The organism is Amycolatopsis regifaucium (assembly GCF_001613935.1).
In the GTDB taxonomy this organism is placed as follows: Bacteria; Actinomycetota; Actinomycetes; order Mycobacteriales; family Pseudonocardiaceae; genus Amycolatopsis; species Amycolatopsis regifaucium.
In genome coordinates, this window is the sequence record NZ_LQCI01000003.1 from 621,292 (window position 1) to 643,126 (window position 21,835).

17 protein-coding genes are annotated in these 21,835 nt (G+C 69.2%); 13 read left to right on the forward strand and 4 right to left on the reverse strand.

The genetic code is table 11. The features are described from left to right. The first annotated feature begins 145 nt into the window (after positions 1-145). From AVL48_RS06755 to AVL48_RS06765, 3 genes are all read left to right on the forward strand, one after another. Positions 146-1,948: an ABC transporter family substrate-binding protein gene (locus tag AVL48_RS06755; RefSeq protein WP_061986004.1), complete on the forward strand. Its 1,803-nt coding sequence runs from the start codon at positions 146-148 to the stop codon at positions 1,946-1,948. A gap of 181 nt (positions 1,949-2,129) precedes the next feature. Beyond that, the gene (locus tag AVL48_RS06760) at positions 2,130-3,146 is read left to right on the forward strand and encodes an ABC transporter permease (RefSeq protein ID WP_061986070.1); all 1,017 of its coding nucleotides are present in this window, start codon (positions 2,130-2,132) and stop codon (positions 3,144-3,146) included. A 1-nt stretch (position 3,147) separates the two neighbouring features. Continuing rightward, the gene (locus AVL48_RS06765; RefSeq protein WP_061986002.1) at positions 3,148-4,071 is read left to right on the forward strand and encodes an ABC transporter permease; all 924 of its coding nucleotides are present in this window, start codon (positions 3,148-3,150) and stop codon (positions 4,069-4,071) included. A 209-nt stretch (positions 4,072-4,280) separates the two neighbouring features. Here AVL48_RS06765 and AVL48_RS06770 read toward each other — a convergent pair whose 3' ends face one another. Next, positions 4,281-6,062 carry an ABC transporter ATP-binding protein gene (locus AVL48_RS06770; protein WP_061986000.1) on the reverse strand — a complete coding sequence of 594 codons (1,782 nt, stop codon included), beginning with the start codon at positions 6,060-6,062 and terminating at the stop codon, positions 4,281-4,283. 157 nt (positions 6,063-6,219) lie between these two features. Here AVL48_RS06770 and mshB point away from each other — a divergent pair, with 157 nt between their 5' ends. The 3 genes from mshB to AVL48_RS06785 are packed head-to-tail and all read left to right on the forward strand — an operon-like array spanning position 6,220 to position 8,274. After that, entirely contained in the window at positions 6,220-7,053 is an 834-nt protein-coding gene (gene mshB / locus AVL48_RS06775) for an N-acetyl-1-D-myo-inositol-2-amino-2-deoxy-alpha-D-glucopyranoside deacetylase (RefSeq protein WP_061985998.1), read from the forward strand. Then, entirely contained in the window at positions 7,050-7,475 is a 426-nt protein-coding gene (locus tag AVL48_RS06780) for a hypothetical protein (RefSeq protein ID WP_061985996.1), read from the forward strand. Before mshB ends, AVL48_RS06780 begins: the two co-directional genes overlap by 4 nt. After that, positions 7,468-8,274, forward strand: coding sequence for a hypothetical protein (locus tag AVL48_RS06785; protein ID WP_061985994.1), 807 nt, complete (start codon positions 7,468-7,470; stop codon positions 8,272-8,274). The genes AVL48_RS06780 and AVL48_RS06785 overlap by 8 nt, the downstream gene beginning before the upstream one ends. On the opposite strand, the gene AVL48_RS06790 is transcribed toward AVL48_RS06785, so the two are convergent. After that, positions 8,258-9,019, reverse strand: coding sequence for a site-2 protease family protein (locus AVL48_RS06790; RefSeq protein ID WP_061985992.1), 762 nt, complete (start codon positions 9,017-9,019; stop codon positions 8,258-8,260). The two genes, AVL48_RS06785 and AVL48_RS06790, sit on opposite strands and share 17 nt — an antisense overlap. Positions 9,020-9,190: 171 nt before the next feature. On the opposite strand from AVL48_RS06790, the gene AVL48_RS06795 reads away from it, so the two are divergent. Next, the gene (locus AVL48_RS06795; RefSeq protein WP_007028952.1) at positions 9,191-9,574 is read left to right on the forward strand and encodes a WhiB family transcriptional regulator; all 384 of its coding nucleotides are present in this window, start codon (positions 9,191-9,193) and stop codon (positions 9,572-9,574) included. Between the two features lie 164 nt (positions 9,575-9,738). After that, complete coding sequence (locus AVL48_RS06800) at positions 9,739-13,035, forward strand: glycosyltransferase family 2 protein (RefSeq protein ID WP_061985990.1); 3,297 nt, start codon at positions 9,739-9,741, stop codon at positions 13,033-13,035. A 319-nt stretch (positions 13,036-13,354) separates the two neighbouring features. On the opposite strand, the gene AVL48_RS06805 is transcribed toward AVL48_RS06800, so the two are convergent. Next, positions 13,355-13,786, reverse strand: a complete 432-nt coding sequence (locus AVL48_RS06805; RefSeq protein ID WP_037306554.1) for a metallopeptidase family protein — start codon at positions 13,784-13,786, stop codon at positions 13,355-13,357. A 116-nt stretch (positions 13,787-13,902) separates the two neighbouring features. Here AVL48_RS06805 and AVL48_RS06810 point away from each other — a divergent pair, with 116 nt between their 5' ends. The 5 genes from AVL48_RS06810 (at position 13,903) to manA (ending at position 18,355) form a co-directional block, all read left to right on the forward strand. Next, positions 13,903-14,256, forward strand: a complete 354-nt coding sequence (locus AVL48_RS06810) for a DUF3499 domain-containing protein (protein ID WP_074038239.1) — start codon at positions 13,903-13,905, stop codon at positions 14,254-14,256. A gap of 71 nt (positions 14,257-14,327) precedes the next feature. Beyond that, positions 14,328-15,683 (forward strand): phosphomannomutase/phosphoglucomutase, encoded by a 1,356-nt coding sequence (locus AVL48_RS06815; RefSeq protein WP_061985986.1) that lies wholly within the window; start codon positions 14,328-14,330, stop codon positions 15,681-15,683. An 84-nt stretch (positions 15,684-15,767) separates the two neighbouring features. Then, positions 15,768-15,989 carry a Trm112 family protein gene (locus AVL48_RS06820; RefSeq protein ID WP_061985984.1) on the forward strand — a complete coding sequence of 74 codons (222 nt, stop codon included), beginning with the start codon at positions 15,768-15,770 and terminating at the stop codon, positions 15,987-15,989. After that, positions 15,973-17,064, forward strand: coding sequence for a hypothetical protein (locus AVL48_RS06825; RefSeq protein ID WP_061985982.1), 1,092 nt, complete (start codon positions 15,973-15,975; stop codon positions 17,062-17,064). Before AVL48_RS06820 ends, AVL48_RS06825 begins: the two co-directional genes overlap by 17 nt. 67 nt (positions 17,065-17,131) lie before the next feature. Next, positions 17,132-18,355, forward strand: a complete 1,224-nt coding sequence (gene manA, locus AVL48_RS06830) for a mannose-6-phosphate isomerase, class I (RefSeq protein ID WP_061985980.1) — start codon at positions 17,132-17,134, stop codon at positions 18,353-18,355. 331 nt (positions 18,356-18,686) lie between these two features. On the opposite strand, the gene AVL48_RS06835 is transcribed toward manA, so the two are convergent. Beyond that, positions 18,687-21,692 (reverse strand): AfsR/SARP family transcriptional regulator, encoded by a 3,006-nt coding sequence (locus AVL48_RS06835; protein ID WP_061985978.1) that lies wholly within the window; start codon positions 21,690-21,692, stop codon positions 18,687-18,689. Positions 21,693-21,835: the final 143 nt, after the last annotated feature.

Below are 21,835 nucleotides of genomic sequence, written 5' to 3' on the forward strand. Positions count from 1 at the left end.
ACTGTTCGTGCATTTCCTTTCTAGCGTGCACCCGCAGTGCGCCAAATGAGGTTGCTTGGCGTGTCATAGGCTCCGGGCCATCTCACCGGAGCGGTGTGGGGTCCTGTTCCGATCTCAGGAACCCAGTGCTAGGAGGGCACACTTCATGAGGAAGTCCAAGGCAGTCTCCGCCTGGTCGCTGGTCGCGGCCTCCGCGCTTGTGCTGAGCGCATGCAGCGGTGGCGACAGCGGTAGTTCCGACCAGAACGGGTCGTCTACCGACATCAAGAGCATGGCGGTCGGCAAGGCGCAGAACGGCGAAAACTTCAAGCTCGCGGACACCCCGGGGTACGAAGGCACCGTCACCGTGGGTATCGACGACGGGTACTCGGGCTACAACAACGACACGCCCGACACCAACACGTCGTACAACACCTACATCCTGACGGCCGTGCTCGCCGGTGCCGATGTGCTCGACGGCAACAACAAGGTGCTGCTGAACAACGACGTGTTCGACTCCTGGGAGGTCACCACCAAGGAGCCGCAGACCGTCGTCTACAAGATCAAGCCGAACGTGAAGTGGTCCGACGGCGAGGCGTTCGACTGCGACGACATGTACCTGTCGTGGCTGTCGCACTCCGGTGCCGCCAAGACCGCTGACGGCAAGCAGGCCTTCCTCGCCGCTTCGACGACCGGCTACCAGCTGATCAACCAGGCGACCTGCAAGGACGACCTGACCTTCGAGACCAAGTACACCGAGCCGTACCTGGACTACAAGGGTCTGTTCAACTCGACCGCGATCATGCCCGCGCACATCGTCGAGAAGCGCGCGAACGTCCCCGACATCACCAAGCTGACGCCGACCAGCGACTCGGCCCAGCTCAAGGCGGCGGGTGACTTCTGGACCAACGGCTTCAAGCAGTTCAAGGCCGAGGACATGCCGGCTTCGGGTCCGTACAAGATCACCCAGTTCGACGCCAACCAGAAGGCCGTCACGCTGGAGAAGAACCCGAACTGGATCGGTGGCAAGGGTGGCCCCTCCAAGATCGTCGTGAAGGCGATGGAGGACACCAAGGCCATGGCGACCGCGCTGCAGAACGGTGAGATCGACATCGCCGCTTCGACCCAGCCCGACGCCACCGCCGCCGGCACCCTGAAGAGCCTTTCCGCTCAGGGCGTCACCTATGGTTCGGCCTCGCAGCTGACCTTCGAGCACATCGACCTCAACTACAAGCGCATGTTCAAGGACAAGAACCTGCGCAAGGCGTTCTTCGAGGTGGTCAACCGCCAGGAGATCACCGACAAGCTGCTCAAGGAGGTCCAGGCCGACGCGAGCCCGCTGAACAGCATCGTGTTCATGCCGGGCGAGCAGGGCTTCAAGGACCTGTACAGCAGCAAGGCCGGTCTGGGCGCCGAGGCCGCGGCCAAGACGCTGACCGACGCCGGCTGGGTCAAGGGTGCCGACGGCATCTTCGCCAAGGACGGCCAGCGCGCGTCGTTCAAGATCTCGCACAACCAGAACGCCCGCCGTCAGCAGACCGTCGAGATCATCATCTCGCAGGCCAAGCTCGCCGGTATCGAGATCACGGACGACCAGGACGCGAACTTCCTGAAGGGCGGCCGCCTCGCGGCCAGTGACTACGACGCCGCGCTCTTCGGCTGGTCCGCCGCTCCGTTCAAGGCCGAGCAGAAGTCGATCTACATCACCCGGGTCGACGACAGCAGCCAGAACTACCAGGGCCTGTCGAACCCGACGATCGACTCCGCGTTCGAGGCGGCCGTGAAGGCCACCGACGAGGCCGTCCAGCTGGAGAGCTACCAGAAGGCCGACGCGGCGATCGCGGACGAGTACGCGACGCTGCCGCTGTTCCAGACCCCGTCCATGTGGGCGTTCAAGGGCATCGACCGCACTTACATGCAGTCGTACAACGGTGTCCTGTGGAACGCCGGTGAGTGGGAGAAGAAGTAGGGCTTAGCCCCGCTTTTTCACCTCTCGCTTACGCGATCCTGGTGGTAAGGGGGCCCGGCCACAAGCCGGGCCCCCCTACCCGCCGGAAGTAGCTGTTGACCGTAGGGTTACCGCCACTACGGTGGACAACCGGGCGACGGTCCAGCACTTCGGCGACCAGGCCCGGATGAGGAGCAGTTCGTTGAACCTGGTGATCTACATTCTTCGCCGTCTGGCGATATCGATTCCCGTCCTGCTGGTCGGGACTTTTCTGTGTTTCATCATGGTCGCCGGCACCGGTGACCCGCTCGCCGAGCTGAAGAGCAACCCGGCCATGAACCCGCAGGTACTCGCGGAGACGGCCGCGCGGCTCGGACTCGACCAGGGCATCATCCCTCGGTACTTCTCGTGGCTCGGCAACTTCATCACCGGCGACTGGGGCGTTTCCATCGCCCAGGGCAACGCGCAGGCCCCGGTGTTCCCGAAGGTGATGGCCGCGTTCGAGGTCACCTTGAAGCTCGTCGTCGGAGCCGAGATCCTCGCGCTCATCCTCGGCGTTCTCGTCGGTGTGGTCGCGGCGGTCAAGCAGTACTCGATCCTCGACTACGTCGCCACCACGCTGGCCTTCCTGCTGTTCTCGATGCCGATCTTCTGTGTCGCCATCGTGCTGAAGGGCTACGCGATCCAGTTCAACGGCTGGGTGCGGGACCTGGGACTGTCCGATGTGCTCGGTAATCCCTGGATCCGCACCACGAGTCCGGAATCGCTGAATTTCGACGGGCCGGGCGGTTTCCTCGCCAGTTACGTCGGCGCGTATCTGCTGCCGACACTGTCCATCATGGCCATCAGCTTCGCCGCGTACAGCCGGTTCCAGCGCGCTTCGATGCTGGAGACGCTGAACGCGGACTACGTGCGGACCGCGCGTGCCAAGGGCCTCGCCAACGGCCGGGTCATCTTCCGGCACGCCTTCCGGAACGCGCTCATCCCGGTGACCACCCTGTTCTCCGTGAACTTCGGTGCCGTGCTCTCGGGCGCGATCATCACCGAGTCGGTGTTCAACTGGAATGGCATGGGCAAGCTGCTCGTCGAAGCCGTCGTCAAAAACGACACACAGGTGATGATGGGGTGGCTGGTGCTCATCGCCAGCAGCATCATCGTCGCCAACCTGATCGCCGATCTGATGTACGGCATCCTGGACCCGAGGATTCGCGTTGGCTGACTTGAACTCCCTCATCGCGGCGGAAGGCTCGACGTCCGCCGACGGCAAGCTTCCGGAAGAGGCCCTGCCCGAACCCCGGAGCCAGGGCAAGCTGGTCCTGCGCAAGTTCCTGCGGCACAAGCTGGCGATGATCTGCACGGCGATCCTGCTGTTGCTCGTGCTGACCGTCATCATCATGCCGATCTTCTGGCCGTACGACTACGAGGACAGCTCGTTCCCGTCCTTCGCCAAGCCCAGCGGGGACTACCCGCTCGGCACGACGCAGGTCGGCAAGGAGATGGTGTCGCAGATCCTGCGCGGCACGCAGTACTCGCTCCTGATCGCGCTCATCGTGTCGATCGTCGCCACCACCATCGGCACCATTTTCGGGGCCATGGCGGGATACCTGCGTGGCTTCACCGACTCGGCGATCTCGCGCGTGACGGACCTGTTCCTGATCGTGCCGCAGATCGCCGCCGCGGCGATCCTGGCGAAGGTGTTCGGCGGCGGTACCTGGTACATCGTCGCGATCGTGCTGGCCGCCTTCGGCTGGATGCCGATCGCGCGGATCGCCAGGGCCGAGTCGATGTCGCTGTCCCAGCGTGAGTTCGTGGACGCCGCTCGCGCGTCCGGCGCCGGGACGCTGCACATCGTGTTCAAGCACCTGGTGCCGAACATGGTCGGCCTCATCACGGTCAACGCGACCCTCGCGATCGCGCAGGCCGTGTTGATCGAGGCGGCGCTGTCCTTCATCGGGCTGGGGGTGCAGCTGCCGGACACCTCGCTCGGCCGCGTCATCCTCGAGAACTACTCGCAGCTGCAGAACCGGCCCGCGTTGTTCTTCGGTCCGTTCATCGTGCTGGTGCTGATCTCGCTGACGATCAACTTCATCGGCGACGGTCTGCGGGACGCTTTCGACCCGCGGCAGCGCCGGATGAAGGCGTAAGGCTCCTTATCGCGTGAAGGCCCCCTTTCCTCGGCTGAGTCGAGGAAAGGGGGCCTTCACGCGTTTCGGGACGTTCTATGGACTTCGGGTACCGCGACACGCTTCAAGCCGCCGTGTGCCGCGATTCGGGCAGCCCCTCGCCCCAGTACATGAAGGCCCCCATCACTGCGCTAGACGCAATGAAGGGGGCCTTCATGTACTTCCAGAGGCTAGTCGGCCACCGGCGCGAGCTTGCCGGCCTGCCAGGCCGCACGGCGCTCGGCCTGCAGCACCGGGTCCGCGACCGGAGCGGCCGAGAGCAGACGGCGCGTGTAGTCCTCGCGCGGCGAGTGCAGCACCTGGTCACGCGTGCCGACCTCGACCAGCTTGCCGTGCTGCATCACCGCGACGCGGTCGGCCAGCAGGTCGACGACGGCGAGGTCGTGGCTGATGAAGAGGCAGGCGAACTGCAGCGAACGCTGCAGGTCCAGGAACAGGTCCAGCACGCGCGCCTGCACCGACACGTCCAGCGCCGAGGTCGGCTCGTCCGCGATCAGCAGCGCCGGGTCGAGCGAGAGCGCCCGCGCGATGGCGACGCGCTGGCGCTGGCCGCCGGACAGCTCGTGCGGGTACCGGTTGCGGTAGTGGCCGCCGAGCTCGACCTTGTCCAAAAGGGACGCCACGCGCTCGTTCAGCGCCTTGCCCTGCAGGAACTTGTGCAGCACCATCGGCTCGGCGATCGACTCGCCGATGGTCATCTTCGGGTCGAGGGTGGACGCCGGGTCCTGGAACACGATGGAGAAGTAGCGGCGCAGCGGGCGCAGTTCCTTGTTGGACATGTTCGTGATGTCCTTGCCCGCGATCGACACCGACCCCTCGGTCGGGGTCAGCAGACGGATCGCGCAGCGGCCGACGGTCGACTTGCCGGAACCGGATTCACCGACCAGGCCGACGATCTCGCCCTTGGCGATGCTCAGCGAGACGTCGTCGACCGCGCGGTTCTTCGCCTGGCCGCGGCGGCCGGGGTACTCCAGCACGAGGTTCTTGATCTCGAGCGCCGGGGCGTCCGCTTCGATCACGGCTTCGAGCTCGGCGTCCTTGAGGCGGATGTCCTCGGCGATCTTCGAAGCCTCGTCGCTGTCGGCGTCGATGCCGGAGTCGTCGAGCAGACGGCGTCCTTCGGGGCGCTGGCCCAGCACCGGCACCGCGGCGAGCAGCTTGCGGGTGTACTCCACCTGCGGCGACGCGAACAGGTCGCGCACCGGCGCCTGCTCGACGATGTTGCCCTGGTACATCACGACCACGCGGTCGGCGAGGTCGGCGACGACACCCATGTCGTGCGTGATCAGCACGATCGCGGTGTTGAGAGTGTCGCGCAGCTTGCGCAGCAGGCCGAGGATCTCCGCCTGCACGGTGACGTCTAGTGCCGTGGTCGGCTCGTCGGCGATGATCACCTTCGGGTCGCACGAGATCGCCATCGCGATGACGACGCGCTGACGCAGACCGCCGGAGAGCTGGTGCGGGTACTGCTTGAACCGCAGCGGCGGGTTCGGGATGCCGACCATCTCCAGCAGCTCGATGGCGCGCTTGTCGGCGGCTTCCTTCGAGATGTCCTGGTGCGAGCGGAGCGCCTCACGCAGCTGCCAGCCGACGGTGTAGACCGGGTTGAGCGCGGTCATCGGCTCCTGGAAGATCATCGCGATCTGGTTCCCGCGGATCTTCTGGAGGTCCTTCTCCTTGAGGTCGGCGAGGTTGCGCTCGCCGAGGCGAAGCTCGCCCGCGATCCGGCTCGTCTTCGGAAGCAACCCGAGCACCGACATCGAGGTCACGGACTTGCCGGAACCGGACTCGCCGACCACCGCGACGATCTCACCCGGTTTGACGTCGAACCCGATGCCCTTGACGGCGTCGACAACGCCTTCGTCGGTCGGGAACGAGACGCTCAGGTCGGAGATGGACAGAACCGAACCCGACACGCCGCCGAGGTCCGACGATGCTGCTTCAGTGCTCACCAAGATGCCCTTCGTGGGGGTACATATGGTCACGGCGCAATGTCCATGACTCGCGCGAGGATAACCGAGAGTCGCCCGACTAAGGTCGGTGCTCGTGGCTTCCGTTCCCGACACCCTATAAAGGAATGCCCGCCGTGTTCGAATTAGTCTTCAAGCCGTGATCTCCGCTCAGGCCAAATTGCTACTGGTGCACGCCCATCCGGACGACGAAAGCATCACCACCGGCGGGACCATCGCGCGGTACGCGGCCGAAGGCGCCGACGTGACCGTGGTCACGTGCACTCTCGGTGAGGAAGGCGAGATCATCCCGCCGTCCCTCGGCGGGCTCGGTTCGTGGGCTTCCGACCAGCTGGGCGGATACCGCGCGGGCGAACTGGCGTCGGCGTGCGCCGCGCTCGGCGTCTCCCGGCACCGGTATCTCGGCGGCATCGGCCGCTGGCGCGACTCGGGGATGGCCGGAACGCCGTCCGCGGCCCACCCGCGGGCCTTCTCCGGTGGCGACGTCGAGGAGCAGGCGGCTCAGCTCGCCGAGATCCTCGACGAGGTCCGTCCTCAGGTCGTGGTCACTTATGACGCTTTCGGGGGTTATGGGCACCCCGACCACATTCGCGCGCACGAGATCACGATGGCCGCCGCGCCGAAGGCCGCTTCGGTCGAGCGGGTGTTCCATACGGTTTCTTCGCGTGACGCCGTCGCGGCCGGGCTCGCCGCGCTGCGCGGCCACTCGCCGTTCCGGGTTCCGGAAGACGGCGAACTGCCGGTGACGCCGGACGAGACGATCACGACCGTCCTCGACGTCCGCGCGCATCTCCCGGCGAAGGCCGCCGCGCTGCGCGCGCACGAGACCCAGGTCAGCGTGCCCGCTTCCGAGGACCACTTCGCGTTGAGCAACGACGTCGCCCAGCCGATCACGCCGAACGAGTACTTCGTGCTCGCACACGGGCCGGCCGAGGGTGCCGCCGCGGATCTGTTCGGAGGGCTCGCGAAGTGACGGTCACGCCTCAGCCGCTCACCGCGCGTCAGCGTGGACTGCTGGTCTTGCTGTCCTTCGACGCGTTCCTGCTGGGGCTGCTCGAGTTGTTCTTCCTGCCGCTGCGGCTCGACGGCATCGTGCTCCCGAAGCTCGGGGACGCGCCGATCCCGCTGACCGTGGTGCTCGCCGTGCTCACCACCCCCTTGCTGGTCATGATGACCGCGAAAGTGATCCGCCCGTCCTTTTCGGTGATTCCGCTGCTCGTCTGGGTACTAGTCGTACTCGTGATGGGCGTGACGGGCCCGGGAGGTGATCTGGTGCTGGTACAGGACTGGCGGGCGTTGCTGCTGATCGGCGGCGGGGCGCTGCCGGGCGCGCTGGCGCTGGGTGGAGGCCTTGGCAGGGCGGCGAAGGCGGGCAAGGGAGGCAATCATGGGTGAAGCGATTTCGGATCGCCAGGTCGTGACGGTGTTGCGGCCGTTCGTCCGCGCCTGCGGTCCGATGGTCGACGCGTTGCGGGTCGCGGATCCGTTCGGCCTGCAGGCCAGGGGCCGTCGCGAGGACGCGCTGGAAGGCGTCGAACCCAAGCTGAAGGACAAACTCCTCGACGGGATCACGTCGGTCAAGGTGCCCGGCACCGCAGCGTGGGCGGAGATGTCGAACTATCAGCGGACCCATTGGTGGGTGAACCGGGTCGGCCGGGTCACCGCGCTGATCACCGCGATCCCCGGGCTGGGTGGCGCGCTCGCCGACCGGCTGCCGGTGCAGGACGCGCTCGGCTCCGCGTCCCAAGGGATCCTGCTGTGCGCGATCGCGGGGGAGTACGGCGTGACCGACGTCGGTGCCCGGGTCCGGCTGATCGCGTGGGTGCTCTTCGAGCGCGACATCGATCCGGTGATCGCGGCGGGCAAGCACGCCGAGCACGACAAGGCCGCCGAAGACGACGAAGCGGCGAAGCTCACCGAAGAACTCGACGATGCCAAGCAGAAGCACGGCAAAGTCACCTTCAAGGCGGCCGCGGGCACGCTGTGGCGGCTCGGCCGGGGATTGCTGGGCATCGTCGAGGAACTGGAGAAGCGGCCGCGTGGCCGTCTCATCCACCGGGCGCTCGGCAAACTGCCGGTGGTCGGGATGGCGGGCGACTACCTCGGCGAGCGCTCCGGACTGAAACGTGTCTGGAAGCGGGCGCACGCGTGGTTCACCGAGCACCCTGACGGCGGGCTCACTTCCAGAACATGAACGCGTCTTGCCCGTACTGAGCCGCGAGCGAAAAACCGCCGACGGCGTCGAAGATCGCGAAAGACGCCCGCCACAGCAGAAGGCTCGCTTCGTCCACCAGGAACAGCACGGCGAACAGCACGAGCGGCGCCCACGGCCGGGCCTTGGCGCCGAACTCGCGCGCACCGGGTGAGAGATAGGGCTCGATCGCGCCCCAGCCGTCGAGACCGGGGATCGGCAAGATGTTCAGGATGAACGTCACGATCTGAAGCAGCGCCAGGAAGGACAGTCCGATCACGAGCCCGGCCGTCATCGGCACGAGCGCGACGACGAGGGTCAGCAGCACGCCGACGGCGAGGTTGCTCAGCGGCCCGGCGAGCGACACCCATGACTGGACACCGCGGGACCGCAGGCGGCCGTGTTCGATCCAGACCGCGCCACCCGGCAGCGGGATGCCGCCGATGATGAGGAATACCAACGGCAGGATGATGGACAACGCCGGATCCGTGTACTTCCGGACGTCCATGGAGAGGTAACCCTTGTGGGCGACACTGTGGTCGCCGCCGCGGAACGCCACGATCGCGTGCCCGAACTCGTGCAGCGTCAAGGACGCGACCCAGCCGCCCGCCACGAGCAGGACCACGCCGGCGATGATCAGCGGGTCGTACTTCTGACTGGGAATCGTGGTCACGTCACCGAAAGCCGCCAGTACACCGCCCAGGACGGTGACCGCGAGGATGCCGAGGAAGATCGGGCTTGGCCGCACTGCTGATCTCTGCACCCCTCCAGTCTTCCGTATGCCCGATGTGAAGTTCTCGGCGTGTCCCCTTGCGCGGTCGCGCCGAAGTATCCCCCGAACTCGCTACTCCGCTTGACCTGACCGCACTACACGGGTGTAATCACAGTGATGTCATTCGTCGCTGGAAGGGGGCGGCGGATGGTGTTTCAACACCGCCAGCCTGGGGAGTGCGTGGACAGCGAGGAGGCGGACGTGCGGTTGGAAGCAGATGGAAGGGAATGGGGGCAAGTCGTGGGCTGGGGTGAGGTCCCGGAGCAGCAACTGGGCGATCTCACCGAGCTTTTCGACGATGCCTCCGCGGAAGAGCAGGACTGGCAGGAACGGGCCCTCTGCGCGCAGACGGACCCGGAGGCGTTCTTCCCGGAGAAGGGCGGCTCCACCCGCGAAGCCAAGCGGATCTGCCTCGGTTGCGAGGTCAAGGACGAGTGCCTCGAGTACGCCCTCGCGCATGACGAGCGGTTCGGTATTTGGGGCGGGCTCTCCGAACGCGAGCGTCGGAAACTGAAGAAACGAGCTGTGTGACGGCGATCTCCGGCACCCCGTGCGCCGGAGATCGCTTCCTGCCCGCTTCCACCTGGTCCGGGTTCCACACGGTCGTTGTTCCATACAGTGGGGCCACCAACGGGTGACAGGGTCGCGTCGTAGGGTGGCGGCACTCGACTTCGCCGCCACATCTGGAGTGCCCGTTGTCCCGCACTGCCGCGTCACCCGCACTGCGCACGGTCCCCGTTCTGGCCATTGTGGTCTGTCACAACGGCGAGAACTGGTTGCCGCTGGCGCTTTCCGCGTTGCGGCGCAGCGGTGTCCGGCCCCGGCACGTGCTCGCCGTCGACACCGGTTCCACTGACCGGACCGCGCGAATCCTCACCGATGCGGCGGCGGCCGAAGGCGTCGCGGGAGAGGCGCCGGTCCTCGACGGAATTCTCACGCTATCGGATGACGTCGGCTTCGGCGCCGCGGTCGGCGAGGCCGTCGAGTACGCCGTCGAACGCTGGGGTGATCCCGGCGGCTGGCTCTGGCTGTTGCACGACGATTGCGCGCCGGAACCCGACTGTCTCGAAAACCTGTTGGCAGCGGCCGAAAACGAGCCCGCCGCGACGGTGCTCGGTCCACTCGCGGTGGACTGGAGCGATCCGCGGCTGATCGTCGAAGCCGGGCTGTCGACCGACGCCATCGGCCATCGGCAGCAGATCTCGCCCGAGGAGACCGCCGCGGCGGTGCTCGCCGTGCCGAGCGCGGGATCGCTGGTACGGCGGGAGATTTGGCACGATCTGGGCGGTTACGACCCCGGGTTTCCTTTGCTGCGTGAGGATCTCGACTTCGGCTGGCGCGCGAACGCCGCGGGCGGCCGCGTGCTTTCGGTGCCGTCGGCCCGGCTCCGGCACGCTCGCGCGCTCAGCACCGGACAGCGGGAACCGGACGCGCTCGGGATTTCGCTCGCCGCCGCCAACCGCGCGCACGGCCTCCGGGTGTTCCTCGTCAACTGCTCGCCGTTGTCGTTTTGGTTCGGCTTGTTCCGGATCCCGTTCTTCGCGGTGCTGCGCGCGCTCGCGTTCCTGCTGCTGCGCCGCACCGGCGAGGCGGGCGCGGAACTCGCGGCGACCTCGTACCTGCTGCGCGGCCGCGGTGGGCTGCGCGCGGCCCGCGCCGAACGCCGCGAGACCGGCGAACCCGGCGCTGTCCGCGGCCTCTTCACCGGGCGGATGACGCGGGTGCGCAACGCGGTCCGCGCCGGTGTCGTCGGTCTCGTCCGGCGCGGCGTCGAACGGGACTACGCGCTCGGGACCGTGCCGGAGACCGTGGATCAGCAAGGCGCCTGGATTCCGCCGGAAGCCTTGAAGGCCGGACAAGAGCGGCCGGTCGGCCCCGGCGCGCTGCCCGCGGGGGCGATGCGCGGTGTCGGCTCGCGGGGGACCGGTCTGCGACGGCCCAGCGGGGTCGTGGCGGTCGCGGTGCCCGAGCAGGCGGCCGAGCCACGCGGCGAGGGCAGGCCGAAACCGTCGCCGGTACCGCGTGACGGCGCGCGGCCGGAGCCGGAACTCGTGTTCGTCGAGGTCGACCGGAAACGGGTGCTCGGCGCGACCGTGTTCGCCCCGCCGGTGCTGATGCTCGTCGTGCTGACGGCGCTCGCGTTCGTGGTCAACGGTTCGCGGCTCGGGCTCGACCTCTTCGGCGGGAAACTGCTGCCGGTCGGCGGGCTCGGCGAGATCTGGTCGTCGTATCTCGCGCCGTGGCACGCGATCACCGGCGGGACGGCGAGTCCAGCCCCCGCGACGCTGCCGGTGCTGGGCGTCCTCGGCGCGATTTTCACACCGATCGGGGGACCCGCGGCGCTGGTCGCGATCCTGCTGATCGGTGACATCCCGCTCGCCGCTCTGAGCGCGTACGTGGCCACTCGGCACCTTCGCGTGCGTCGCTGGGTGCGTGCCGTCGTCGCGGCGGCGTACGGCGTGCTTCCCGCCGCCACGGCTTCGGTCGCGCAGGGACGGCTCGACGTCGTCGTCGTGCACCTGCTGCTGCCGCTGGTGATCGCCGGCCTCGTGGGGTTGCTGGTCCGCGCGGATTCGCGGTGGCTGCACGTCTCCGCGCTGAGCGCGATCGGGCTGGCGCTGATCGGCGCCTTCTCGCCGCTGGCGCACGCGCTGGCGCTGGTCGGGCTGGTGGTCGGCTTCGTGGTGCTGCCCTCGCCGAGCGGGCTCGCGCGGCGGATCGCGTCGGTCGGCATCGTGGTCTTCCTGCCGCTGGCGCTGCTGCTGCCGTGGCCGAGTGTGCTGCTGAGGCATCCGGAACTGCTGTTGCACGGCCTCGGTGGCGGTGCCACGGCCGCGTCCGGCGCCGATCTCGCCGGGCTGGACCCCGGCGGTCCCGGCGCCTGGCCGATCGGGGTGGTGCTGGTCGCGGCCGCGATCGTCGCGCTCGTGGTCCGGCCGTCGAGGGGCGCGGGCGGCGGCGTCGCGGTCGTCGTACTGGGTGTGCTCGGGCTCGTGGCCGTGCGGTTCGTGGCGGTGACGCCGATGTCGGGCGGCGCGCACGCGACCGGCTACGCCGGGGTGCCGCTGCTGGTGATCGGCGCCGGGCTGCTGTGGACGGTGCTGGCGACCTGGCAGCGTGGCGCGGCCGGTGTCGAACCGGCGCCGTGGCTCGCGAAGGTGACGGCCGTGGCGGGGGTGCTCGTGCTGCTGGCGCTGGCGACCGGTGCCGTCGTCGCCGGACGCGAAGGGCCTTTGAGGTCGGGTGACCGTCCTACACTGGCCCCGGAGATTTCGGCGGAACTGGCTTCGAGCGGACGTTCGGTACTGGTCGTGGGCTCATCTCCGGACCTGGTCCGGCAGACCGGTGGCCGGTTGCCGCTTTACGGCGACGACGAACTCGCACCGACGCCCGGCAGCGCCGACAGGCTGGCCTCGTGGCGCAAGGACCTGCTGCAGGGCTCGCCGGACGCGGTCAAACAGGCCTTCGCGGCGGCCGCCGCTTCCGGGGTGCAGTACGTCGTGCTGCCCAGCGGGGTCGACGGCTCGGCCTTCGCCGGACTCGCGCGGGACCTGGTCGCACCGGTCGCACCGACCTCCGACGGGCGTGCGGTGCTGCGGCTGCTGCCCGCCGGTGGCCAGGTGGCGCTGATCTCGCCGGAACTGGCGCAGGCGGCGGTGACCGGGAAGGGCGCGCCGGGCGCGTCGCCCGGCGTGGCGCCGGTGCAGGCCGGACTGCCGGACGTGCGGGTGCGCGTCTCGGAGGGGCCGACCGGACGGCTGCTCGTGCTGGCCGCGGAGTTCGAGGCGGGCTGGCAGGCGACCGTGGACGGGAAGGCCGTCCCGATCGTGCGGGCTTGGGGCCACCAGGTCGCCGTCTCGGTGCCTCCCGCGCCGTCGGAGGTGGTGGTGGAGCACCAGGGCACCACGCGGAACTTGCTGCTGCTGGCGCAGATCGCGGCGGTGCTGTTCACGCTGCTGACGGCGGTGCCCACGCGGCGCCGTCCGGACTGATCCGCGGTCTTCGGCCCGCTGCTTTCGCGACTCGCAAAGGCCTCCTTTGAGACGTTGAAGGTCTCGACGGAGGCCTTCGCGACTTCGCTGCTCCGTCTCCCTGAAGCGCGCTATGAAAGGTCCTTTACTTGCAAAATTTGCGAGGAAAGGACCTTTCCTCGCACCGGAACCGAGTTGTCCACAGCCCCGCCCTCTTGTGGACAACTCCGCGCTCCAGGCCCGTTTTCCCAGGTCAAGTCGGTCCCTCGCGGTACGCTGGGCTGGGGACGCCCCCCGGGAAGGGTGGGGGCTGGGCCGGGGCGGGCAGGGAAGGTGAGGGTTATTCGCCTTCGATGACGTCGGGTTCGACGCCGAGGTAGCCCGCGACCTGTTCCACGAGGACGTCATGCACGAGTTCCGCGAGTTCGCCCGGGTCCTTCGCGCGCGCTTCGAGTGGGCGGCGGTAAAGGACGATGCGGGCGCGCGTGGGCAGTCCGGCGCGGTCGACGCCGGCGGGCACGAGTCGCGAGAGCGGGACGGCCCCGTCGTGCAACACGCCGTCCACTCCGCTCGGTGCGCCATCCGAGCGAACTTCGGGAACGTCGTCGACGGCGACATCGAGCTTCGTCAGCTCGTGCCGCCACCGTGCCTCGATCGGTTCGAGCGCGTCCAAAACCAGTGCGTCGAACCTTTCCGCCCTGCTAGCGGCGGCGGGAAGGGTCGACGGATAGAGCGCACCACGCAGGCCCCGGCCGTGCCGGTCCCGGCGCATCCGCCGTCGCTGTCGGGAATCACGAGCCGTCGCCACGAACCGAAGGGTACGCGCTCGGCGAGTCGAAGCGCGTGTCGCCGGTACGCCTGGCTCGCGACGCGCTATCGTTCTCGATCGTGCGGAGCGTACGAAAGTGTTCGCGAACGGGTTGCCTCGAACCCGCTGTCGCCACGCTCACGTATGCCTACAGCGATTCGACGGCCGTGGTGGGACCTCTGGCTACCGCGAGCGAACCGCACTCCTATGACCTCTGCGAAGCCCACGCCCTCCGGCTCACCGTGCCCAAGGGTTGGGAAGTCGTCCGGCACGAGGGGGCCTTCGCCGCCCCGGACCCGTCCGCCGACGAGCTGACCGCGTTGGCCGAGGCCGTCCGCGAAGCGGGCCGCTCGGACAAGCCCGCGCCCGACCCCGAACCCGAGGGACCCTCGGGCAGGCGCGGCCACCTGCGCGTCCTGCCCGGCCGCGCCTGACACCAGGGCTCGCCGGTAGGCTTTCGAGGCGCCAGAGGGCGTTGTAACGAGACTATCGGCGGGGAGCAGGCGTGCCAGACCTTTCGGGCATCGTGAAGGCCTACGACATTCGTGGTGTGGTCGGTGAACAGCTGGACGTGGCGCTCGTCCGCGACCTCGGTTCGGCGTTCGCCCTGTTGATCAAACCCGAGTCGGACGCGATCGTCATCGGCCACGACATGCGCGACTCCTCGCCCGAGCTGTCCGCCGCGTTCGCCGACGGCGTGACCTCGCAGGGCCTCGACGTCGTCACGATCGGTCTCGCCAGCACCGACCAGCTGTACTTCGCGTCCGGGTCGCTGAACCTGCCCGGCGCCATGTTCACCGCCAGCCACAACCCGGCCGAGTACAACGGCATCAAGCTGTGCCGTTCGGGCGCGGCCCCGGTCGGCCAGGACTCCGGTCTCGCGGAGATCCGCGACACCGTCGAGCAGGGCGTGCCCGCCTTCGCGGGCCAGCGCGGTTCGGTGACCGAGAAGGACGTCCTCGCCGACTACGCGGCGTACCTGCGCAAGCTCGTCGACCTGTCGGGCAGCCGCCCGCTGAAGGTCGTCGTCGACGCGGGCAACGGCATGGGCGGCCACACCGTGCCGACCGTTTTCGCGGGTCTGCCCATCGAGATCGTGCCGATGTACTTCGAGCTCGACGGCAGCTTCCCGAACCACGAGGCCAACCCGCTCGACCCGAAGAACATCGTCGACCTCCAGGCGAAGGTGCGCGAAGAGGGCGCCGACGCCGGGCTGGCCTTCGACGGCGACGCGGACCGCTGCTTCGTGGTCGACGAGCGCGGCGAGCCGGTGTCGCCCAGCGCCATCACCGCGCTGGTCGCGATCCGTGAGCTGGAGAAGGAGCCGGGCGGCACCATCATCCACAACCTCATCACGTCGAAGGGCGTACCCGAGATCGTCGCCGAGCACGGCGGCAAGCCGGTGCGCACCCGGGTCGGGCACTCGTTCATCAAGGCCGAGATGGCCAAGACCGGCGCGATCTTCGGCGGCGAGCACTCCGCGCACTACTACTTCCGCGACTTCTGGCGTGCCGACACCGGCATGCTGGCCGCGCTCCACGTCCTCGCCGCCCTCGGCGAGCAGACCGGCCCGCTCTCCGAGCTGACCGCGGAGTACTCGCGTTACGCGGCCTCCGGCGAGATCAACTCGACCGTGGACGACCAGGTCGCGCGCATGATGGCGGTCAAGGACGCGTTCGGCGCGCGCGACGGCGTCGAGATCGACGAGCTGGACGGGCTCACCGTGCAGCTTCCCGGCGGCGGCTGGTTCAACCTCCGCCCGTCCAACACCGAGCCACTGCTCCGCCTGAACGTCGAGGCCGCCGACGCCGAAGCCGTCCGGGCATTGACCGAAGACGTACTGGCGATAGTCCGTGGGTAACGAATGTGTCGTGAAAACACACATAGAGACATGTCTTGGTCTCGAACGTGGCATCCACGACGCACCCACAGGTAGGGAGTAACCATGGCCGTCACGCTTGACGCGCAGCTGCTGGACATCTTGGCCTGCCCGTCCCCCGATCACGCGCCGCTGCGCACGGGGACGGCGGCGGACCCCGAGGCCGACGCGCTGACTTGCACGGAGTGTGGCCGAGTGTATCCGGTCCGTGATGGAATCCCGGTATTGTTGCTGGACGAAGCCACCGAGCCGACGAACCCGGATGGCGAACATGCCGACGGTCCCTGACGATTCCCTGCTCGACGACCCCGCGCGGCTGGCCGAGGCCGACAGCGCGGGGCTTCTCCGCGCCGCCGCGATGGCGGGTGCCCAGGTCAGGGCGACCGCCGAGGCAGCGGCCGAACTCGAGTTGAGCGACCGCCTCGACGTCGGGCGGCCCCGCTCGCTCGTCCTGCTCGACCGGCCCGGGGTCAGCCGGACGCTGACCCGTCTGGTCGCCGCGCTGCTGACCCCGTCGTGCCCGGTCCCGGTGGTCGTCGCCGAGGTGGTGCCCAGCTGGATCGGCGCGCTCGACGTCGTCTTCGCGCACACCGACGACGCCGGTGACCGCGAGCTGGCCGCTTCGCTGGAGCGCGCCGCCCGGTTCGGCGCGACCGTCGTGCTGTCCGCGCCCGCCGAAGGCCCGGTCGCGGCCGCCGTGGCGGGAAAGGGTGTCCTGCTGGCGCCCCGGATCCCGGTCCCGCCGGAGATGGCGTTCCCGCGGGGGCTCGCCGCCGCGCTGGTCACCGCGAACGCGCTCGGCCTGCTCGTGGCCGATCTGGAGCAGCTCGCCGACCACCTCGACGCGGAAGCCGAGAAGGACTACCTGGCCAGGGACTCGTTCGCGAACCCGGCCAAGGCGATGGCGCTGCGCGTCGCCGACCGGCAGCCGCTGCTGTGGGGACTGGACCCGGTCGCGGTCGCCGTCGGCGAGCACGCGGCGCACGCTTTCGCCGCCCACGCGGCGCTCGTCTGTGACGTCGAGGACTACCGCCAGGCGCTGGCCAGGCCCGCTTTGCGGCGTGCGGCATTGTCCGGGGGCGTGGAGCGCGATATCTTCGCGGACCCGGAGGAGGGGGTCGGCTTGACGCCGAGGGTGTTGCTCCTCTCGGTTCGGACGGGGCCCGCCACGGAGGCGGCCCGCTACGAGGCACAAGACCTGTTGCCCGGTGCGGACGTGATCGCCCCGGCCGAAGAGATCGAAACGGACGAGATCGTGCGTGCGGCCGTTCTCGCGCTGCGCTTCGAGCTGGCCGCGGTCTACCTGGGGCTGGCCGTCGGCAGCATCGGCGGCGCCGGGAGGTACACGCCCGCGACGGCGTGAACCCCGCGCGCGAGACGAAGGAATGAGGGCCGGCACCACCCGTGCCCGGCGAGGAGTTGAGGTGACAGTGGAGCTGCTGCGCAATGCCGTGCGGCCCTACGCGTGGGGATCGAGAACGACGATCCCCGAGCTGCTGGGGCGTCCGGTGCCGGCGCCGCATCCGGAGGCGGAACTGTGGATGGGCGCCCACCCCGGTGACCCGTCCCACGTCATCGGCCCGGACGGCACCGAGCGGAGCCTGCTGGAGCTCGTCGAAGCCGACCCGGTCGGCCAGCTCGGCACGAGCTGCGCCGACCGCTGGGGCGGCAGGCTGCCGTTCCTGTTGAAGATCCTCGCCGCCGAAGAGCCGCTTTCGATGCAGGCGCACCCCTCGGCCGCACAGGCGGCGGAGGGCTACGCGCGCGAGGAGTCCGCCGGGATCCCGCGCGACGCCTCGAACCGCAACTACCCGGACCCGACCGCGAAACCGGAACTCGTCTGCGCGCTGACGGAGTTCCACGCACTGGCCGGCTTCCGTGACCCGGAGCGCACGATCTCGCTGCTGAAGGCGATCGAGACGCCCGGTCTGGCGAAGTACGCGGTGCTGCTGGAGGCCCAGCCGGATCCGGCCGGGCTGCGCGCGCTGTTCACCACCTGGATCACCCTGCCGCAGGCCGCGCTCGACGAACTGCTGCCCGAGGTCCTCGACTCCTGCGTCGAACACGTGCGGGAACGCGGCGAGTTCGACGTCGAATGCCGGACCATCCTGGAACTCGGCGAGTCGCATCCGCGGGACGCGGGCGTGCTCGCCGCGCTGCTGCTCAACCGCCTCACCCTCAGCGCGGGTGAGGCGATCTACCTGCCTGCCGGGAACCTGCACCTCTACCTGCACGGCACCGCCGTCGAGATCCTCGCGAACTCGGACAACATCCTGCGCTGCGGGCTCACCCCCAAGCACGTCGATGTGCCGGAACTGCTGCGCGTCGTCGATTTCGCGTGCGGCGAGATGCCGGTCCAGAGCGGCGAACGCGAGGAGCGCATGTCGGTGTACCGCACCGACGCGCCCGAATTCGAGCTGTCGCGGATCGAATGGGAGGCCGGGGACGACGGCGAGGTCGCCGTCCACGACGTCGGCCCGCAGATCCTGCTGTGCACCGCCGGCAGCCTTCAGGTGACCGCCGACGACGGCGAACAGGTCGAACTCCGCCGCGGCCAGTCAGTGTGGCTCCCGGCCGCCGACCCGGCCGTCCGCGTGCGGCCGCTTTCCGGCGAGCGCACCCAGGTCTTCCGCGCCACCGCCGGCACCTGCTAGCTCCCCGACCTCTCGCATTTCGTCCTCTAGTTGCGGTACTTGCACACGCAAGGACCGCAACTAGAGGACGAGATGCGGTCCTTGGCCGAACTGTGTGCGTTCCGTGTGGTGGGTTCCGCAACTATCGCCCGAAGGGGTGACCCGGCGGTTGTCGTCGGCTCATCCCGGATGTCGAGAGCCAAGGAGTGACCAGCAGTGACTTCCCATCCCGACGCGGCGAGCGGGCGCTGGTCATCGTGCTGGCCTGGTTCTCCTCGGCCCGTCGTGAGCCGCGGCTCACGCTTAGGTGATTTCCGGGTGGTGCTCGTCTGAGGGGTCGGGCACCCCCCGGTCAGGCCGGGGCGGGTTCGGTGAGCGACAACAGCAACCGGACGAGGGTCGAAGCGTTGGCGTCGTGGGGGACTTCCAATCGCTTCGCCTCTTCACCCGCCGCCTCGGCCGCCTTCGTCTCCCCGACGGCCTCATACGCCCGGCGCAGCACGTGCAGGGTGAGGCCGGTCGCGGGTTTCCCGCCCATGGCCCGGAATTCGTCGAGGCACCGGCGCAGCACGGGGATCGCGCGATCGGCCCGGCCGTCGCCGATCCAGCTGGCCGCGATCGCGCGGGTGCACGAAAGCTCCCGTGGCCGTTCTTCGAGCGCGCCGGCCAGCTGTCGCGCGTTTTCGTAGGCCTTCACCGCGCCGGCCCGCCGTCCGGCGCCCGCGAGGATGGCGCCCTGGGTGCGCAACGACTTCGCCAGCGCGGACTTCGCCGTCGTCCGGCGCAACACCCGGACCGATTCCTCGATCGTCTCCAGCGCTTCCTCCGAGCGTCCGTCGAGCATCAGCGACCACGAAAGTCCTTGCAGGGCAACGCCGAGCTGACGATCGTCACCTCGTTCGCGGGCGTGCGCGAGGATTCTGCGGTCGATCTCCAGCGCTTCGGCGACCTTGCCGAGCCGGTGCAACGCGGCGGACTCCGCGTGCCGCGCGTACGCACCCGGTCCCGTTTCCTCCACAGTGGACAGTGCGCGGGCCTGGGTCGCGGCGTGCAGGGATTCCCCCGCCCGGCCGAGGCCGACGAGGCAATGCGCCAGGTTCGTCTCCACCCACGCCTGCGCGGAACTGTCGCCGAGAGCCGCCAGCTCCTTCGAGCATTCGCGGTAACCCTCGGCGGCGCGTTCGTACTCGCCGCGAGCGTGCAGCAATACCGCCAAGTTCGCTTCGGCGATGACCACGATATGCCTGTCACCCGCCTCGCGGGCGGCGTCGCGCAGGGTCTCGTACGCCGTCCGCATATCGGTGTAGTGGCTGTGCAGGTACAGGTACGCGGTCAACCTTTCCAGTATCCGCAACGCTTTTCGCAGCCAGCCGACGGCGCACAACGACGAGACGGCGGTGACCAGATTGGCCCGCTCCACGGAGAACCATGCCCCGGGGTCGCGCAGCAGCCGCTCGACCAGTTCGTCCGCGAGCGGTTGCGCGGGCAGGTCCTGATCCGACAACGGCATCGGCACCGTCCTCGGCAGGCGGCGGGCCGCCGTGTCGGCGAGGCACAGCGCCGCGTCCGACACCTTCGCGACGGTGACCACCCGCTCGGCGCGGGTCTCCAGTTCCCGGCCGAGTTCGGTGGCGAAGACGCGCACGAGGTCGTGCACGCGGAACCGCTGTTCGCCCGTCGGGTCGAGGCCGGTGGCTTCGAGCAGGCTGGCTTCGACGAGTTCGTCGATGGCCTCGTCCGCGTCTTCGTCGTCGATGAGGGTCGACACCGCCCAGGCGGGAAGATCGAGGGTGCGGCAGCGGCCGATCAACCGGAACGCGCGCCGCGCGGCCGGGCTCAAGGCCCGGTAGCTCAACGCGATGCTGCCGCGGACCTGAAGATCGCTGACCCGCAGTTCGTCGAGGCGGGAGACCTCGTCCTCCAGCTTCGCGGCGAGTTTGCCCAGCGGCAGCCCCGGCCGCATCGCGAGCCTGCTGCCCGCGATCCGCAGTGCCAGCGGGAGATTGCCGCAGGCCTTGGCGATCCGCTCCGCGTCCGCGCGTGCGGCGCCTACCCGATCCGGCCCGGCCAGCCGCGCCAGCAGGGTCATCGCCTCGGCACCGGACAGTGGGGCGAGGTGGAGGCGATTCGCCCCGGCGAGCCCGGAAAGCCGTTGCCTGCTGGTGATCAGGACGGCGCAGCCCGGCGTTCCCGGCAGCAGCGCGCGGACCTGATCCGGACCGGCGGCGTCGTCGAGCACCACGAGGACCCGCCGGTCGGCGAGGCGCCCGCGGTAGACCGCCGCCCGCGCCTCGACGTCGTCCGGGATGGCGGGGCCGGTGACCCCCAGCGCCCGCAAGAGGTCGCCGAGGACGTCGGCGAGGTCGCGCGGACTGGAGGCGCCTGCCAGCGGGACGAACAGCTGACCGTCCGGAAAGGACCGGCGGAGCCGATGTGCCGTGCTGACCGCGAGCGTGGACTTGCCGGCACCGGGTTCGCCGGTGATCACCGCGACCGGGACGCCGATGCCGTCGCCGAGCACGCCGGAGAGTCGCGCGATCTCGCCTTCGCGGCCGGCGAAATCCGCGATGTCCGGCGGGAGCTGGCAGATCGGGAAGACCGGCGTCACCTTGGTGGCGGGCACCGGATCCTCACCGCGCAGCACGGCGGCGTGCACGCGGCGGACCTCGGCGCCGGGTTCCACGCCGAGTTCCTCGACGAGGGTGGCACGCAGGTCGCGGTAGACGGCCAGCGAATCGGCCTGCCGCCCGGCGCGGTGCAGCGCGATCATCAGCTGCGCGGCCAGCCGCTCGCGCAGCGGGTGTTCGGCGATCATCGCCTGGAGTTCACCGGTGAGTTCGCCGTGCCTGCCGTCGGACAGTTCGGCGTCGACACAGTCCTCGAAGGCGGCGAGACGTTCCGATTCGAGCCGCGCGACGTCCGCGTCGAGCCGGGGAACGTGCAATCCGGACAGGACCGGCCCGCGCCACTCCGCGAGCGCGCGGCGATAGTGCCCGGCGGCCACCGCCGGATCACCGGCCCGCGCGGCGGCCTTCCCCGCGGCCGCGGCCTCGCGGAAGGACAGCAGATCGAGGTCGCCGGGCTCGACCACCAGCCGGTAGCCGTGCGGATCCCGCTCGATCTCCAGCCCCTCGATCCGCGCGCGCAGCCGGGAGACGTAGGTGTGCAGATTCGAGGCGTACGACTTCGGCGGCGTCTCCGGCCAGAGCGTCTCGACCAGGGCATCGACCGGGACGGACGCGTTCGCGTTCAGCAGCAGGACGGCCAGGAGGGTGCGCTGATGATCGCCGCGCGGCGTCGTACGCCGCCCGTGCGGGCTCTCGATCGTCAACGGTCCGAGCACGCCGAATCGCGGCACGGGCGACCTCCCCAGCTCATGAGAGGGGCGAGACTAGCGAGGGCGTCCGACAATTCTGTGACCTGTCCCGCCCGCCGTGTACGGGCTCATCTGCACTGCTAGCCTTCGAACCCGGCATATCGGGACACCATTGGGGAGTTGCA